The 17,384-nt window shown below is 43.7% G+C and carries 16 protein-coding genes; 2 read left to right on the top strand and 14 right to left on the bottom strand.

Features of this window, described 5'->3' with window-relative positions; all coding sequences use genetic code 11:
- Positions 1–68: 68 nt before the first annotated feature.
- Entirely contained in the window at positions 69–959 is an 891-nt protein-coding gene (gene ligD / locus G3352_RS10870; protein WP_163756383.1) for a non-homologous end-joining DNA ligase, read from the top strand.
- Between the two features lie 59 nt (positions 960–1,018).
- Here ligD and G3352_RS10865 read toward each other — a convergent pair whose 3' ends face one another.
- On the bottom strand, positions 1,019–1,927 hold the full coding sequence (locus tag G3352_RS10865) for a YitT family protein (RefSeq protein WP_163756381.1): 909 nt from the start codon (positions 1,925–1,927) through the stop codon (positions 1,019–1,021).
- 348 nt (positions 1,928–2,275) lie between these two features.
- On the bottom strand, positions 2,276–3,715 hold the full coding sequence (cls, locus tag G3352_RS10860) for a cardiolipin synthase (protein WP_163756380.1): 1,440 nt from the start codon (positions 3,713–3,715) through the stop codon (positions 2,276–2,278).
- A gap of 376 nt (positions 3,716–4,091) precedes the next feature.
- Here cls and G3352_RS10855 point away from each other — a divergent pair, with 376 nt between their 5' ends.
- Positions 4,092–5,438: a hemolysin family protein gene (locus G3352_RS10855; RefSeq protein WP_163756378.1), complete on the top strand. Its 1,347-nt coding sequence runs from the start codon at positions 4,092–4,094 to the stop codon at positions 5,436–5,438.
- Positions 5,439–5,582: 144 nt separating this feature from the next.
- Here the strand turns inward: G3352_RS10855 and G3352_RS10850 are convergent, their stop codons facing one another.
- The 12 genes from G3352_RS10850 to G3352_RS10795 all read right to left on the bottom strand — a co-directional run bounded on the left by G3352_RS10850 (position 5,583) and on the right by G3352_RS10795 (position 17,363).
- Complete coding sequence (locus G3352_RS10850; protein WP_163756376.1) at positions 5,583–7,172, bottom strand: alpha/beta hydrolase family protein; 1,590 nt, start codon at positions 7,170–7,172, stop codon at positions 5,583–5,585.
- Positions 7,173–7,224: 52 nt separating this feature from the next.
- Positions 7,225–8,325: a DUF1648 domain-containing protein gene (locus G3352_RS10845; RefSeq protein ID WP_163756374.1), complete on the bottom strand. Its 1,101-nt coding sequence runs from the start codon at positions 8,323–8,325 to the stop codon at positions 7,225–7,227.
- Between the two features lie 24 nt (positions 8,326–8,349).
- Positions 8,350–8,745 carry a GntR family transcriptional regulator gene (locus G3352_RS10840; RefSeq protein WP_163756372.1) on the bottom strand — a complete coding sequence of 132 codons (396 nt, stop codon included), beginning with the start codon at positions 8,743–8,745 and terminating at the stop codon, positions 8,350–8,352.
- Between the two features lie 201 nt (positions 8,746–8,946).
- Positions 8,947–10,020 (bottom strand): AI-2E family transporter, encoded by a 1,074-nt coding sequence (locus tag G3352_RS10835; RefSeq protein ID WP_240343023.1) that lies wholly within the window; start codon positions 10,018–10,020, stop codon positions 8,947–8,949.
- A gap of 220 nt (positions 10,021–10,240) precedes the next feature.
- A complete protein-coding gene (locus tag G3352_RS10830) occupies positions 10,241–11,044 on the bottom strand; it encodes an ABC transporter permease (protein ID WP_163756369.1) in 804 nt (267 codons plus the stop codon).
- On the bottom strand, positions 11,037–11,945 hold the full coding sequence (locus tag G3352_RS10825) for an ABC transporter ATP-binding protein (RefSeq protein WP_076291510.1): 909 nt from the start codon (positions 11,943–11,945) through the stop codon (positions 11,037–11,039). Before G3352_RS10825 ends, G3352_RS10830 begins: the two co-directional genes overlap by 8 nt.
- Before the next feature lie 32 nt (positions 11,946–11,977).
- Entirely contained in the window at positions 11,978–12,229 is a 252-nt protein-coding gene (locus G3352_RS10820; protein WP_099855841.1) for a hypothetical protein, read from the bottom strand.
- 243 nt (positions 12,230–12,472) lie between these two features.
- Entirely contained in the window at positions 12,473–12,991 is a 519-nt protein-coding gene (locus tag G3352_RS10815; RefSeq protein WP_163756367.1) for a hypothetical protein, read from the bottom strand.
- A gap of 87 nt (positions 12,992–13,078) precedes the next feature.
- Complete coding sequence (locus G3352_RS10810) at positions 13,079–13,645, bottom strand: VanZ family protein (protein WP_163756365.1); 567 nt, start codon at positions 13,643–13,645, stop codon at positions 13,079–13,081.
- A 44-nt stretch (positions 13,646–13,689) separates the two neighbouring features.
- Positions 13,690–14,607 carry an LCP family glycopolymer transferase gene (locus G3352_RS10805; RefSeq protein WP_163756363.1) on the bottom strand — a complete coding sequence of 306 codons (918 nt, stop codon included), beginning with the start codon at positions 14,605–14,607 and terminating at the stop codon, positions 13,690–13,692.
- Positions 14,608–14,646: 39 nt separating this feature from the next.
- On the bottom strand, positions 14,647–15,978 hold the full coding sequence (locus G3352_RS10800) for a UDP-glucose dehydrogenase family protein (protein WP_163756361.1): 1,332 nt from the start codon (positions 15,976–15,978) through the stop codon (positions 14,647–14,649).
- Positions 15,975–17,363 carry a sugar phosphate nucleotidyltransferase gene (locus G3352_RS10795; RefSeq protein WP_163756359.1) on the bottom strand — a complete coding sequence of 463 codons (1,389 nt, stop codon included), beginning with the start codon at positions 17,361–17,363 and terminating at the stop codon, positions 15,975–15,977. Before G3352_RS10795 ends, G3352_RS10800 begins: the two co-directional genes overlap by 4 nt.
- Positions 17,364–17,384 lie beyond the last annotated feature (21 nt).

The raw sequence follows: 17,384 nt of genomic DNA, 5'->3' as shown, positions 1-17,384 counted from the left end.
ATCTGCCTGAAACATTCAAAAGGATTTCCATTTAAAATTATACTTGTTGACCACAGGAGGTGTTGCTCATGGCCCATACAATAAAGGGCACCATAACGATTAATGGAATGGAGCTTACCGTGACCAATCCGGACAAGTTGTTATGGCCCGAAGCAGGTGTAACCAAGGCTATCTATTTGCAAAAGTTGGCGGCACTGGCTCCCTATCTACTTACGTACACCCGAAATCGGCTGCTCACCACGATACGTTATCCACATGGTGCAGGCGGCGAGTTTTTCTATCAAAAAAATGCCCCGGAGCCCGTTCCGGAGTTTGTACGAACTGAGATTCATGATGGGATACGATATGTAGTGATGAATGACCTTCCTGATCTGTTATGGCTTGGCAATCTGGCCGCTCTTGAGTTTCACCCTTCCTTACATGCTGTAGGCAGCCATCTGCCTTGCGAGTGGATGATTGATCTCGATCCTTCGCAGGAAGAAGAACCTCGCATTATGCAGGCGGCCTTAATCGTGGGGGAAACGCTAACTTCGCTTGGCCTTAGATCGGTACCGAAAACCTCCGGTGCCACAGGTGTACAGATTATTGTTCCGATCCGTCAAGGTGTAACCTTCGATGAATTAAGAGACATCGGTTATTTTGTAGGCAAATACGTCACTCAAAAACATCCGGATCTATTTACACTGGAACGACTTAAAAAAGACCGGGGGGATCGCATTTATTTTGATTACCTCCAGCATTACGGTGGCAAAACGCTCGCAGCTCCCTACACTCCCCGCGCCAAACCAGGCGGTACAGTGTCTACTCCTCTCACATGGGATGAAGTTCGGAACAACGTTTCGGTTAAGGATTACCACTTGATGAACATCGTGGAACGCCTGACGAAGACCGGGGATCTGATCGCAGCTGTCGATCCCCAGCCTGTTGAACTGATCATCCAGCATTTAAAACAAAAATAGCCGGTCACCCTCAAACCAAGGGTACCGGCTATTTTTTCGTTTACTCGCGATGAGATTCGCTAATGTATACCTTTTTTCTTGAAACGTCCGCCCTTCACATCGTGAATGTTACCTATTGCCACAAAGGCATGTGGGTCCCAATCTTCAACAATGGACTTCAGCTTAGCTTCTTCCAAACGGGTAATAACCACAAAGATAATTTTCTTCTCGTCTCCGCTGAAGCCGCCCTCTCCATCCAGAAAAGTGACGCCACGACCCAGACGGTCGGTTAAGGCTGAACCAATATCACGGTACTTCTCACTGATAATCCATACCGATTTGGATTGATCCAATCCTTCATTCACAATATCAATCATCTTCATTGCAATATAATAAGCAATCATGGAATACAGGGCGTTTGGCCAGCCAAACACAAAACCTGCACCTGCAAAAATAAATACGTTAATGAACAATACGATCTGACCTACAGACAATGGTGACTTCTCACTCAACAGTATGGCTACAATCTCCGTACCATCCAGTGAACCGCCAGAACGAATGACTAGACCAACTCCAACCCCCAAGATCAATCCACCAAATACAGCTCCAAGCAGTGGTTCACCTGGCGTCAGTGCAGGAACGTGGTGTAACAATGACGTTCCAATGGACATTACAACGATCCCAAGCAGTGTGGACAACGCAAACGTTTTACCAATTTGTTTATACCCCAGAATCAGGAAAGGCAAGTTAAGCAAGGTCAGGAAAATTCCGAGTGGCAGATGTGTAAGCTCTGACACCATAATCGAGATCCCTGTTATTCCCCCATCAATAACGCCATTCGGCACGAGAAATACTTCGAGTGACACAGCCATCAGTGCAGCACCGACCAGAATCATCACAATACGTTGCAGCAGCTTCAGTGTAAACACAGAGCTCTTTACGTTGCGGTCCGGCTTGGATGTCAGTTCTTTAACCGTTACATTGGACATGGTATCCCCCCCCATTTTGATCAGTATGTGAATCCATTTCATAAATCATTTAAGTACCGAGAGGAACTTCAGCATATAGAAGAACAACAGCGTTCCGATTCTATACGCCCCCTGCATTAAAAGCACCTAAAGGCTCTATGAAATGTATTCAAGTATGTCTTAATTCCGGTTGACACTTCCAAAAGAGAGCAAAAGGGAGCCTGTTTTCCCGCAGACTCCCCTCCTTCGCCAAGACATAATTTATATAAACATTATATCATAAAAGATCAAATTTGAGCAAAATAGTTAGCAAAAAGAAGATAAATTCACAAAAAGTGAACTTATCTTGAGAAATCCGCCTTATAACGGCTAAAGCAGCGGAGAAAGCATGCGAGAAAGCATTTCTGCCCCTTTTTCCCACCGTGAGCGCTGCTGAAACACCTTCACGTCAATCTGGCTGCATTCATTCAGATCACGTTCAAAATCCTCAGTCAGCCGGTCCATGGATGATGTCTCGAACAACACTGCGGTTAACTCAAAATTGCAGAAAAAGCTGCGCATATCCATATTGGCTGTACCTACCGTCGCAAGCAAATCATCCACAATTAAGACCTTGGCATGCACAAAACCTTTGCGATATTGATAGAACTTCACTCCCGCACGCAACAATTCTTCGACATAGGACATAGAAGCCAAATGCACCAGCCGCGAATCCGATTGATACGGAATGATGATTTTCACATCCACCCCACTGACGGCAGCCGTCTTGATTGCTTCGTACAAAGCGGGATCCGGAATGAAATAGGGTGTTGTGATGTATATGCGTTCACATGCCACGGAAATCGCCCCAAAGCACATTTCCTGAATGGCATCCCAGTCCTGATCCGGCCCGCTGGACAGAATCTGAATCCGCTCTTCCCCACTGCAAATATGTGGCGGGAACAGCTCTGTCAGCTGAGGCTCTGTAATCTGCTCGCCGGAAGCGAGCTTCCAATCGTTCAAGAACGTATTTTGCAGGAAATATACGGCATCTCCCTCAATCTGTACATGGGTATCGCGCCAGAAGCCAACCTCCGGATATTGCCCGAGATAATCATCACCTATATTAATTCCACCCACAAATCCAATCCTCCCATCCACCACAACAATTTTACGGTGATTCCGGTAATTCACCCTTCGGTCAATCGTTGCAATGAGCGGTGGCAGAAAATAATGAAACTCCACGCCTGCGTCCTGAAACTTGCGAATAAAGCTCCAGCTCATCTTGTGACTGCCAAGTCCATCGCAGATCAAACGCACTTTGACGCCTTCTTTCGCCTTGCGAATCATCACATCTTGAAACTTTGTACTGATGACATCATCTCGAAATATATAAAATTCAACATGCAGATGGTGCTCTGCCTGTTCCATTGCCCTCAAAATGGCTTCAAATGTCTCTTCACCATTCGTCAGTACTTGACTCCGATTGCAGCCTGTAATCGGGCTCTCAGACAGGTGTGTCAGCAGATTGAACAAACGATGCTGATGATTGTATCGGCTGCCCGACATCTGATCCGCATGCTCGACAATATGAGCCTGCTCCCAGATCGTCTCCCGTATTTCACGAAAGATTCGCGAACCGCCTTTACGGACCTTCTTGCGTTTGCTGTAGTCCTGGGCGACAAAATAATACACAACAAAGCCGATCAAGGGTACACAGAATAAAATAAAAAGCCATGCCACAGCTTTCGCCGGATTACGGAATTCCAGCAACAGAATGGTGGCTGCCTGAAAAGTAAATACGAGCAATATAATGACCAGCCAAAACATTCGGCTTCCTCCTCATGGCAAGGTGTATCCTTGCCGTTCTCTCTCACTGTACAAGCTTTGACGATAAAGCCTTTAGCTAATCATTAGATACCCAATGTATGCACTGTTCGTAACGTTTGCTTAGATAAAATGTTACATACACAGCGCATCAGCAGCAGCACTCAGCCAGTTCATTCCATACTTCGACGTTGTATATTCTGACTGTGTTCCCCTCTACATATGATTCATACCAGTCTGCGGATCAGCATTCCATCGCCATTTCGATCATATGGCCTTCCAGACTCTTCCTCTTTTCTTGATCGGAAGGTGGTCTTCTTACGTAAAATTAGATATAATATTCGTTAAAAACTTATTACCTAAAGGAGAAGACTAGTTAATGGACAGTGAGAGGTATGCGTTAAATTTAGTATTGGTTGCTTTTTTGATAGGACTTTCGGCATTTTTTGTAGCGGTGGAATTTGCGCTCGTAAGGATTCGCCCGAGCCGGATTGACCAAATGATTGCAGAAGGAAACAAGCGTGCCTTGGCTGTTAAACAAGCCGTTGCCAACCTGGATGGATATTTGTCCGCCTGTCAGTTGGGTATCACGATTACATCTCTGGGACTGGGCTGGCTGGGAGAACCCACGGTTGAAAAAATTCTTCATCCTGTGTTCGAAAGCATGAGCATGCCGGAGGCAGTTTCTTCATTCTTATCGTTTGTTATTGCGTTTGTCGCCATCACGTATTTGCATGTGGTAGTTGGTGAACTTGCACCTAAAACGATTGCAATCCGTAAAGCCGAAGCCGTTGCTCTACTGACGTCTACACCTATCATCTGGTTTAACCGAATTATGTATCCTTTTATCTGGCTGTTAAACAGCTCAGCGAATCAACTGGTCAAATTGTTCGGAATCAAACCTGCATCGGAGCATGAAGATGCACACTCCGAAGAAGAATTACAGATTATCATCAATGAAAGCTTTGAGAGCGGCAAAATCAACCAAGCCGAGTTCGGATATGTAAGCCGGATTTTTGCTTTTGATGAAATGCTTGCCAAAGAAATCATGGTACCCCGGACTGATATGGTCTGCCTTTATGTCAATAGATCGAACGAGGAAAACCTGGATATTATCCGGCAGGAACAATACACCCGTTTTCCAGTGGTAAATGAGAGCAAAGACGATATTATCGGTATCATTAATACCAAACAATTTTTCCTGGAGTTGTACGGAAACGACGAACCTGTCGATCTTTCTTCCCTCATTCAGCCGGTATCCGCTGTTCACGAAACGACACCAGTCAAGGATCTGCTTAAAAAAATGCAGAAGGATGGCGTGCATATTGCCGTGCTGGTCGATGAGTATGGAGGTACTTCCGGGATTGTAACGATTGAGGATGTGCTTGAACAGATTGTCGGTGAAATCCGGGATGAGTTCGACGCAGACGAAGTCGAGGATATTCAGGTCATCAATGAAAACTATGTCATTATGGATGGCAAGGTGTCCTTGTCCAAGGTTAACGACATGTTCACGTCAAACCTGGATGCTGACGAATGGGATACCATTGGGGGATGGCTTTATAGCCATCGTCCAGAGATGAATGAACAGGAAGAATATGAGTTCGAGAATCTGACCTTCGTTTTGCTGGAAAAAGACAAAAATCGCTTCTACAAAGTCGCCGTTGTTCCTAAAGAACCACTGACCATGTCCGACTACACTGATGAAGACGAGAAGAGAGCCTAATTGGGCTAAATAAAGCAACAACTTCATATATAATAAGAAGAGCACTTGCCTACTTTGGTAAGTGCTCTTCTTATTATTTCTGGCTGAATGTGTTACTTCCCCATGTTATCACTCAACCAAGAATGGAACTTACCGTCCCGTTTTTTAATTTGATTTTAATACCCACTTTGCAATATCATCGATAATGGCTTTGGAGACATTAGATGGCTCAGCGTACTCTTGACCAATCGAAAGTCCATCATAGCTGGATAAAAGATGATTTACCTTTGGATAGCTATTGTACGTTACATTGGAATGATCTTGAAGAGCCGATTTCCAGTTTTGGAATTGATTCATAGACACTTGCACATCATTTTCACCTTGGATAATAAGCATAGGGGTATTTTGTGTTTTAGCCAGTTCTGCAGGTACATAATCTCTCTGCTCAAACCACCAATAAGCAGGTTGAAGTGGAAACGCCTCAGGAAGATGATCTACAGAATATTTTGGATCTTTAACGGTCTTAGCCACATTTTTATAAAAATCAGCTTGTCCTTGAATGATCTCTGTGTCTAAACCAAGCTGCTTCATCCGATCTACCAATTCGTCCTGCTGCTCGGTAAGCACATCCACAAAGCTACTACTTGGTGCAGCAAGCAGAATACTTCCTGCAATATCATGTTGATTATCCTGAGCAATGATTAACGGTAATGCAAACCCGCCTTGACTATGTCCAGCCACAAAAATCGCTGTAGAATCAATATGTGTATTCTTTTTAAGGATTTCCACTGCATCGGTTACCTGATCTACGCTCTCTTGTTTTAATGTGAATTTAGGCTGTGAAGCCACTTTATAGGTATGCTCATACGTGACCTTATCGTATCTTAATACAGCAACTCCTTGTGAAGCTAAACCTACCGCAATATCGCGAAACGGCTTTGCACCACCAATGGCAGCATCTTGATTGATAGGCCCAGATCCGTGTACCAGAATTACAACCGGGAAAGGTCCCTCTCCCTTTGGTAAAGTTAATGTCCCTGGCAAAGCTAAATCACCCTGACCAACCGTAATGTCTTGTTCTGTGTAGGCAGATGGGTTGTCGTAGCTTGGTTTTTGATGCACATTTGGAGTAGCGGCCGCAATGTACAAGTCATCCACAAGTCCGTTATGATTCATTCTGACCGTAATATTTAAACTTGTTAGCTCTGTTTTGAACGTATACGTAACATTGCGATGCACTGTATTATTTTCTACATGCTTAGCTATGGCTTCACTTGTAATTTTGCCATTTTGTCCTTCTAATGCTGCCCATAGCTGACTCAACAACGTGGGTGACAACACTCCGCTAACAGAGGTATGAACATACTTCGCAGCTTCCTTGCCATTGCCCTCACTAATAAGTGAAATGAATATATCCTCAGGTGCTGCATTCAGTGTCTCGGTAAGAAATCCACCATCCATAAAGGTAACTCCTTTCGTTAACTGAACAGGATTGTCTAAGGATACGACTTGCCCATTCACCATCGCCTGTTTCTCTCCTACCTTGACTACAATAGCAAGCTCATTTTTTCGTATAGTGATTTGTCCTGTCTTTTGTTGCCAAGATACCTCTGCCCCATTCTTTTCTGCAATCTCACGAATAGGAACTAAAGCTTTGCCATCAGCGGTTTCTTCAGTAGCTGCTGAGATAGATGTTACTGGCAGGATGAGACATGCAGAAATAAGAGAAAGTAATAGCTTTTTCCAATTGTTCATCGTAATAACTCCCCCTAATCAATTTTTATTATATGCATAGACATATGAGCATTTATTGGCTCAGGACTATACTTATAACAACAATAGCAATGATGAATAACAACAGGACCCAAGATAATGGACGAGCGAAGTTAATCGTCCAGCCTATTCCATAACGTTTTTCTACGGTAAAAGAAGGATCATTGCTATTGAAGTAAATAAAACCAAGCTTCCAATTATCATCGTCATTCACAGGCTGCTCCTTGGATCTTTCACGATCCTCTTGATGATTCCGAATTTCCCCACCGCCTTGTCTGCCTGTGAGAGACAGCAATACAGCGCCTAACACGATCACCACAGGGGTGATGAAGCTAACAGCTGTCAACAAGACCAGATTAGGGACGAACATATTGATCTGAATGAAGGCAAATAAAATGGTAAGAAGTAACCCCGTTATTATCGTAAATAGGGACCATTTACGGCGGAATTGAATATTTTTAGCAGCAAATTGGGCAGGATCAGACGGGGTAAGCTGTTGTTTACTTGTTTTAATACTCCAGTTCACCAACATCATAAGTGCAATGATTCCTAGCTGTACAAGATTAATAGCCAGTACCGAAAGGTAGGTTTTAGGCACACTGGAAGTGACATTGCCCTGAAGATCATATTTTATTGGAAGGATGTTAGGTAGTGCCTTATAATTCACGATCGAAATGATCGCAATGGCTACAATAATAGCAAAGTGAATGAGAAACCAATAGTTGGAATAGGTGAGCTTGTTTTGGCGGAAGGTGGTATCAATTTTAACCCGTTGAGGTGCTTCTACAGTTGTAAGTGTTCCCTTTAGCTTTTTCATCTTGAAATGAAATAACATATTTAGTGCTGCCCAGTACACAATGAATATCATTGTGCAAACACCGGTGATCATTGCGGTAGACTCTTCATTAGCAGATCGTAGTAAATACAGACAGACAAGTATAACAATCCCGTTCCCGATCAGGCTTACTGTAGCAAACATACTCCGGAGCTTACGTAAGATGGGTGTGTAGTAATTATATTCACTTACCGTAACCCCAAAGCTGATTGTTTCCCTTGTCAAATATGGTGCAAAGGATAGAAGTAAGGCTAATGGAGCAAAGATTAAGATGATAGGTAATATACTAAACAGTTGCATATATAACACACTCCCTTGATTCTTTTATTCTTTGTTGTGACCCATCTTTATATCATCGTAAATTTGGTCTAATACCGCAGATAGTTCCTCTTTGGTCATGCCGCGACATATCGCTTCAGCAATAATCGGTCTTAATTCTCTCTGCTGCTTTTTCAAAAAATCATCCGTTAAATCAGGCATTCCATCAGGGTTCACTACGACTCCCTTTTGTCTATGAATTAGAATGTATCCATCTTGCTTGAGTAGTGTATAAGCCTTGTTGACCGTATGAAGGTTAACGCCAATATCTGCGGCCAAATTCCGAACCGAAGGTAACGCCTCACCTAGCTGTAACTCACCACTAGCAATACCTTCGATAATTTGATAAACCAGTTGCGAATAGATGGGAAGTTCGGATTGCATATCCAGTTGAATAATCAAGGGTCCACCTTCTTTTTCGTTATCTGTTATATATCAAGTATAACAGATATAACATGGTTGAGCAATAAGAATGAAAAAAAGCCGCATATCAATCACGAGGGCAAGTTACTTGACCCTTCACCATTGATATGCGGCTTATCCATGTGTTTCAAGAGCAAACATTAGTGGTGACACATGACAGAGTTGTATTTCAAATTACATTCAAAGTTCAGTCTTATCTTCGACAATCCGATAATGGATTTTGCGAACTATAATTTTCAGAATCATATACAGCGGAATAACGATAATCATCCCAAGAATATTCCCCAGATCTGCACCTACAAGCAGTAAGATGACGGTAGTCAACGGATGAATGTCCAACTGTTTGCCATAGACATAAGGAGAGATCAGATTGTCCTGAATTTGCTGGGCGATGACAATGATGACAAGCGACCAGATCGCCATTGAAGGTGATTCTATGAACCCCACAATAACGACAGGAATGGCTGCCAGTAAGGCCCCTACATAAGGAATGAAATTCAGAATAATGGATACGGCCGTCAGGAGTAACGCATATGGCAAACCGAGAAAGAGAAAACCAATATACATCAGGATGCCCAAGGCTACATTGACAATGACACGACCTACAATGTAGCTGCTTAAGGCTTCGTCAATTTCATGGACCGTCTCTTCTCCATCTTTACGGTAACGTCTCGGGAGCAACAGTGTAAGATTGGTTCCAAATTTGCTGCCCTCCTTGAGCATGTAATACAGCATAATCGGGAACGTCGCCAGAATGATAACCAGGTTGGATACGACCGAGAACAATCCGGATACGTAATCCGTTACCTGGGCAATTCCTTGACTTAGAAAATCAGAGAAACGTGAGAACAGATCGGAATCCTCAGGTATATATTTTGAAAGGAATCCGCTCTTTTCGAATTCAGCCAACTGATCACTGAGCGAAGTAACCAGTACCGGGGCATTCTCCACAAAATTCAACAGTTGTTCACGCAGTGAAGGCCATACAAGCACACTGAATCCTGCCATAATCAGCGCAATCACCACGTAAATAATAAGAACTGACAGTGCACGCTTCATTTTGTGCCGTTCCATATAGTCGACAAGCGGACGCAGCAGATAATAGAAGAAACCAGCAATCAGCAGCGGAATGATGATGATGTGAATCATCGAGGTCAGGGGGCTGAAAATAAAGTTGACTTTATCCCCCAAATACACGATGAGCAGCAGCAAAATAATTGCTGTGCATATACGGTAAAACTTGTTGTTTATCAAGAAACGTGATCCCTCCATACGCTGCTCTGCCAAATACGACTGCGGCGATAATATGTATGTATTGCAACTTAATACAGCTTGATCAGCGTGTTCCATTCCAAGCCGTACTCTCATGTATTATTATATGTACCCTTAAATGCTAGTCATGCCACAGCGGATGCTGATTATACTCTCTTTTCCATCCTGAAGGAGAAAATGGGCAAAAAAAAGAAGCAGGCGATTAGCCTGCCACATCTCTTTTATTGAATACAACCCATGAGATCAACATGAAAATGACATAATATACAGCTAGCACAGCAATAGAAAAGCCAAGTGTCATGCCTCCATTGGCTTCTGTAATTAGTCCCGATCCTGTTGCAGAGTCCATGTATTTTCCAAGATCCATATTAGTAAACAGGACATACTTCGTCCATTCATAACGGTTCGGATTGAAAATCAAAGACAACGGATTCCTTGTAATTATAATAAATAGAGATATCCCGATGGACAATCCTCCTGATCGAAACACAATGGCGAGCATAAAGGCAATTGCAATAGTAATAAAAAGATCAACGTAGGAAAATCCCCATGATGCAATAACGTGCCCAGCAGTATTAACACTATCACCCTGGTCGTACGGCACTGATTGTGAAAACAGGATGTACGACATTCCCGTCGCCAGAATGATAATGAGCAGTGTGCTTAAGAGACTGAAACCAATCACTGCCACATATTTGGAGGCCAGAATTTTGCTTCGTGACCACGGCCGGATGAGCAGCAGCTTAATCGTTCCCCAAGTGAACTCTCCTGCTACCACTTCAGTTGTAATGACAACACAGAAAATACTATTAAGAAATACAAAAACAATACCCACTGTTGTTGAGGCTGACTCCCAGATTGAAATCCCAGTCGATCCCATACCCTGTCTAAACAAAACTGGTAATAATAACGAGAAAATCGCAAGAATGGAGAGAAATGTCCAAGTGAGCGATCTACGGTAAATTTTCATATTCTCATTCAGAACCAAGTTCCAAAAGCTACTCAATGCTTCCGCCCCCAGTCACCTGCAAAAATTGATCTTCCAGCGTATGGGTTACGTTACGGATACCATATACCTGGAACCCTTCACTGACCAGCCTCGCATTCAAGTCCGGAATCTGCTCACGAGATAAACGAACCACAATGGCATTGCCCTGAACTGTAGCTTCGCTAATTCGTTCGGCTGCACGTGATGCATCATTTACTTCAAAAGCAACTTCAGTAAGTACGTCCACTCCTGCCTCAGCTTTTAGATTTCTTACATCAATCAATTTGCCATTTTGGATAATCGCAACGGTATCACACATCAATTCCATCTCGGACAGCAAGTGGCTGGATACAAAGACTGTGATCCCTTCCTCCTGACAGAGCTGGCGCAAATAATCCCTAAGTTCCCGTATTCCCTGCGGATCAAGTCCGTTGGTGGGTTCATCCAATACCAATAACTTTGGTTTATGTAATATGGCTTGGGCCACGCCCAAACGCTGGCGCATACCCAGAGAATAGGTCTTTACCTTGTCATGAATTCGGGCTGTAAGCCCAACACGTTCAATCGTCTCGGCAATGCGTTCTTTCGTAATACCAGGTGACATCCGGGCAAAGTGAACGAGATTCTGATATCCAGTCAGAAACTTGTACATTTCTGGATTTTCAACAATGGCCCCAACCTGGGCTATGGCTTGCTCGAATTCATTTTTCACACTGTGTCCCGAAATGATAATATCTCCTTGACTGATGGACATCAGTCCTACCATCATTCGAATCGTTGTTGTTTTCCCCGCCCCATTGGGTCCTAAAAAACCAAAAACCTGCCCCGGAGAAATATCCAGAGTCAGGTCACTGACCAATGATCGGGAGGAGATGATTTTACTGACGCCCTGAAGACGGACGACCGGCTCCTGCTGCATTCCATTTCCTCCTTCATCAACGGACACTCACATCATGCCCGCTTCTCATATGAAGATAGTGTATCATAATCTTTAGTATATTGTCCCGCAAACTGGGATTTCCCCTGACGTTTCGTATGAACTACACACGCTTCACAGCATCCAAGCGGCATCTCACTCCGATAAAATCCGGTGCGAAATACGTGATTGCCTCCACAGTCCTCTTCCTTTAGTTCGACAGAGCCCCTAGCGACCGACACAATCATCCCACAACTGACACAGTAAAAGCGGTCCGTTTCGATCAATGATATTCCTTCCCCTCACAAGGAGCATTGAAGTCCCTGTTATTTGTCGTTAGACGCTGAAATTTGATACAATTTGTATCTAACTCGTAATTTACTTGACACCGGGACTAATGTCAACCCCTTACAGGATTAAAAAGAAATGAAATACAAAAAAAGCTCTATAAATGCGACTAAAGTCTCGCATTCATAGAGCCTTTTCAAGTACAAATGATACAATTCGGTACATAGTATGGGTTAATACTATCATTCGCTTTTGTCATGATCAGTCTCGGTATCTCCATTCTTCGGATAATACCAAAGCAATGTCCAATCGTCCCCATCCTTTACGATATAACAATTCTGCACAATTTTAAATTGACCAAAGGTTCCCGTAAACTTCTGGGTAACACCAATGCGATACGCCTCTGCAAATGGCTTAACGCCATCAATTACCGCAACGTCAAACTCCCGCTCCGGTTTTCCCATCTCCAGATCAAAGGTTTCGACTCCAAAATGCTGCATGAAAATATGCGCTCTGGACTGTAAATAGGCGCTTTTGGGAAAGCGCTCTTTCATCAATGGATGAAACAACTCCCATGAACTGCCGAAATCACCCGTCTGCTCATATTTGTAAAACTCTTGGGCAATCGCAGCAGCTTCATCTGGTGCATCTGCACGAAACAGATATGGGATGGTTCTGACTATGAGCCACAACAGCAGCACCACAAGTGCTATGAATCCGATCTTTTTAAGTAACGCATTCCGGTTCCTTCTTCGCAGCATGCCCCGTCCTCCTTGTCCTACTTCCATACTTATGATGGATGGCAAGCAAGTAGAAGCGGGAACTAGCGAGCAGCATTTCCTGGGAAATCACTTTCTTTTGACTGACGATCGCCTTGGAGACCTAAATCTTCTGAAAACGGCATTAACCCCTATATATAAGGCAATTCCGCCACATCCGCCAAGCAGATCCACGCCGACATCACGGATTGAACTTGTCCGGTTAGGGCTGAACTGTTGAATATATTCATCAATGGAGGCGATAACCGCTACTACGGCCAGGGCAGCAGCGATACAAGTGAACATCCGCATATTCCTATATCTCAGCCCGCCATAGATAAGCACCGCCAGCACAGCATATACAAATAAATGTGCACTCTTCCGAAATATGAACTCAACAAAATCATACGGTCGTTGTCTTAAGGAATAATCAAGCTCACCGTATGTGAATTGCACATCGGGTAGTGTAAATCCGATCTTTACCTTTTCAGACCATTTATGCAGCCAAGGCTGAATGGTCTGCTGCTGATATGATTGGGTCGAAAAGTGCCAAATCACCAGAACCCAGGCCACAATCAGCAGCAGGGACAATATATAAACATAAGGTCGTTGTTTACGTCTATGCTTATGTCTTCTTTTCCCGTAATCCTCCTCCATAAGCAAGGTTCTCACCACTTTCATAAGCCTTTCATTATTTCTGTTTATTTCTCCAAATGTTCTTCAATTATTCCGTGAATGCGATCCCTTTCCTGCTGATCCACGATGTAATAATAAATCCCATTGATTTTCTCGCCTTTACCCTTAATCTCCACCGTATCTACATTCTCCAGATCATTACGATAATCGAGGAGGAGTTCCTTCATTTCATCAAAAGTAACATCTGTTCTGACATGAGTACCTAGTTCATCCAGCATATTTTGGATATGAAGTACACTGGAGAATTGCATCGTATTCTTAAGCATCTGCTTCAGAACTTCACGCTGTCGATCATTACGCCCCAAATCCCCTTTCGGGTCATCATAGCGCATTCTTGAAAAACCGAGCGCAGCAACACCATCTAAATGAATATTCCCTTGATCGTAACGCTGGCCCTCATAATCAAATGCAAAAGGATTGTTTACGTCCACGCCACCGACCAGGTCAATGATTTTGGCAAAGCCCTCCATATCCACTTTCATATAATAATGAATGGGGACTCCCAAAAATTGCTCGACGGTACTTACCGACATGTCCACGCCTCCGAAGGCATAAGCATGATTGATCTTATCTACAGTATTGTGTCCCACAATGTCTGTCCGTGTATCCCTCGGAATATTAAACATGAGCACTTGTTTTTTCCCGGGGTTCACACTCAATACGATTATCGTATCCGAGCGCCCTCGATCATTCGGGCGTTCATCCACGCCCAAAATCAGTGCGTTAAAAGGCTCTTTGCTGTTGATGTCCACCGGTAGCCCACCTCTGCTATCTGTGACCGAGACGGGCTTTACAGGAATTCGAGGCTGATAAATTTGGTCAGCAGTTGATTTAACGGATTGGTAGAGATATATGGCATAACCAAACACAACAACTACAAAAAAGGAAACAATCCAGATGGTAACTTTCATCCACTTTTTCATGGGTTCTTCCTCACTCACATTCAAGATGATGAATAGCGGTTAAATGATTGCTGCCGTTTTCCCTTCTAGCTTCGTCAAACCCGGACGACCAACAGAATAATATTGAAGATTAGATGCCTGAACCTGTTCAGCACTATACAAATTACGACCATCAATCATAATTGGATCCTTCATGATTTCGGCCAGTTCTTTCAAATCGATATGAGCGAATTCCTTCCATTCAGTCAACACGCACAAGGCGTCGGCTCCTTCAGCAGCATGAAGTGGATTCTCTTCCCACGTGATGGAGGCGACATCTACCTCTTTACGGAAATTTGCAGTTGCGATGGGATCATAAGCCTTGATTACTGCTCCAGCATCACTTAGATGCTGAATGATATCGATTGCTGGGGCATCCCGCACGTCATCTGTCTCCGGTTTAAACGCTAATCCCCAGACAGCAATTGTTTTTCCTTTTAAAGATCCCAACGCCTCTTCCAGTTTGTGAATGATATGAAAACGCTGATCCTGGTTTACTTGGACAACGGATTTTAACAGTCTGAAATCATAATCGACCATGCCTGCGATCTGAATTAACGCCTGTGTATCTTTCGGAAAGCATGAACCTCCATAACCAATACCTGCCTTCAAAAAGGAAGCCCCAATACGCTTATCGTAACCCATGCCTTCGGCTACTCGTGTAACGTCGGCTCCTACTTTTTCGCATATATTCGAGATTTCATTAATGAATGAGATTTTGGTTGCGAGAAATGCATTGGAAGCATATTTAATCATTTCGGCTGATCGAATATCTGTAATGATCAAGTTCTCGGTCAATGGCCGATGAAGCTTTTTTAGTGATTTAATCGCGCGATCACTGTTTGTTCCAATGACAATCCGGTCAGGATTCAGCGTATCATTAACCGCAGATCCTTCGCGGAGGAACTCGGGAACAGAAGCCACATCGAAAGGCTGAGATGAAATACTGCTAATCAGCTCGCGAATACGATCATTGGTGCCAACAGGAACGGTGCTTTTGGTCACGATAATTTTGTAGCTTTCAATGTGACTTCCAATCTCTATAGCTACCTGCTCCACATAGCTCAGGTTGGCTTCGCCGCTCGGAAGAGAAGGCGTGCCTACAGCGATAAAGATAATATCCGACTGGCTAATCGCTTCAGCAATATTGGAGGTGAACGATAGTTTGCCTGCTTTCATGTTGGAAGCCATCAACTCTTTGAGGCCTGGCTCATAGATAGGAACGTTGCCCTCGTTGAGCATCTCCACTTTGGCCTCATTGTTGTCCACACAGATGACTTGGTTGCCGATCTCCGAAAAGCATACTCCTGATACAAGACCTACATACCCTGTTCCAATCACCGCGATATTCATCTTGTTTTCCCCCAATTCACGCAATTTTGGATAATATCTGCCCATTCCATCTCTATTCGCACGATATCCTCTTCCACCAGCTCACTGCCCATCTGAACTTCAATGATTTCAAGTTCGGTAACGGCTTTTACACTGTGTTTACTACCTGCCAGAATCGAAATAACATCCCCTTGATTAAGCAATCTCAGTTCACCATCTAGAATCAATTCGCCTTGACCCGAAACAACTGTCCATACTTCATTTCGTTTGAGATGGTATTGATAAGAAAAATTCTTATCTGCCCCAACGATAATCCGTTTGGTTAATACCTCTTCTCCTCTGGCATTACGCGTGTAATCAAGCACTTTATAACAACCCCAGCGGCGTTCCTCATACATAGGGCGTTGGGTATCATCCTTAAGAATCTCTTTAATCTGTGGACTTGCCTCTTTCTCACTGACCAGAATTCCATCTGGACTGGTCGCAACGATAAGATTGGAAACCCCCAACACACACACCGGAATATTCAACTCATTGATCAGATGTGTGTTCACCGAGCTGTTCGTCATTACACCTTTGCCCACAATATGGGTACTCATCTCGTCCGTCAGCGTATTCCATGTGCCGAGATCTTTCCAATATCCATCATAAGGTGTAACCACAATATGACTGGCTTTCTCTACGACCTGGTAATCAAAGCTGATTTTCTGTAATCTTCCGTATTGTTTGAGCATCTCTTCATACTGAATTGGCAGTTCAAGTGAGATCAGCAGATTAATCAGATAGTTCAGCTTGAATGCAAAAACCCCGCAATTCCAAAGGGCAGATTGTTCTATCATCTCTGCCGCTTCAGTCTCACAGGGTTTTTCTTGAAAACGTGATACTTTGGCGTAATGGTTATGTTTTTCGGTTTCATGGGGATCAGGAATAATATAACCGTATTTCTCTGAAGGATACGTGGGTTTTACCCCGATTAATGCGAGCTCTGCACCAGACTCAGCTAACACTCCTTCAAGCTCCGTAACTTTATAGAAAAAGGATTCCTCCACATATGGATCAACGGGAAGTACAGCAACCGTTTCGTTCAGACTGACACCCTGTACCGAGTACAGATACACAGCTGCCAAGGCAATTGCGGGAAAGGTATCTCTGCGTTCCGGCTCTACGACAAGATCAACCTCATCGCCCAGTTGACTCCGTAAAATCTCCACCTGTGGCTTACTCGTTGCAATCGTGGCTTGTTCGCTTAATCCCGTGTGCTGCAGTTGCCTCCATACCCGTTGAACCATGGATTCAGTCTGCCCTTCAGGGCCCTCCAGTACTTTCAGGAACTGCTTCGATCTCGTATCGTTGGATAAGGGCCATAATCTCTTGCCTGATCCACCGGAGAGAAGTACGATTCTCATGGTTATCACTCCACTCTCTAT

Origin of the sequence: Paenibacillus sp. ALJ109b, from assembly GCF_010747435.1 — a bacterium.
Taxonomy (GTDB): domain Bacteria; phylum Bacillota; class Bacilli; order Paenibacillales; family Paenibacillaceae; genus Paenibacillus; species Paenibacillus taichungensis.
This window is presented reverse-complemented; position numbering and strand designations above follow the sequence as displayed.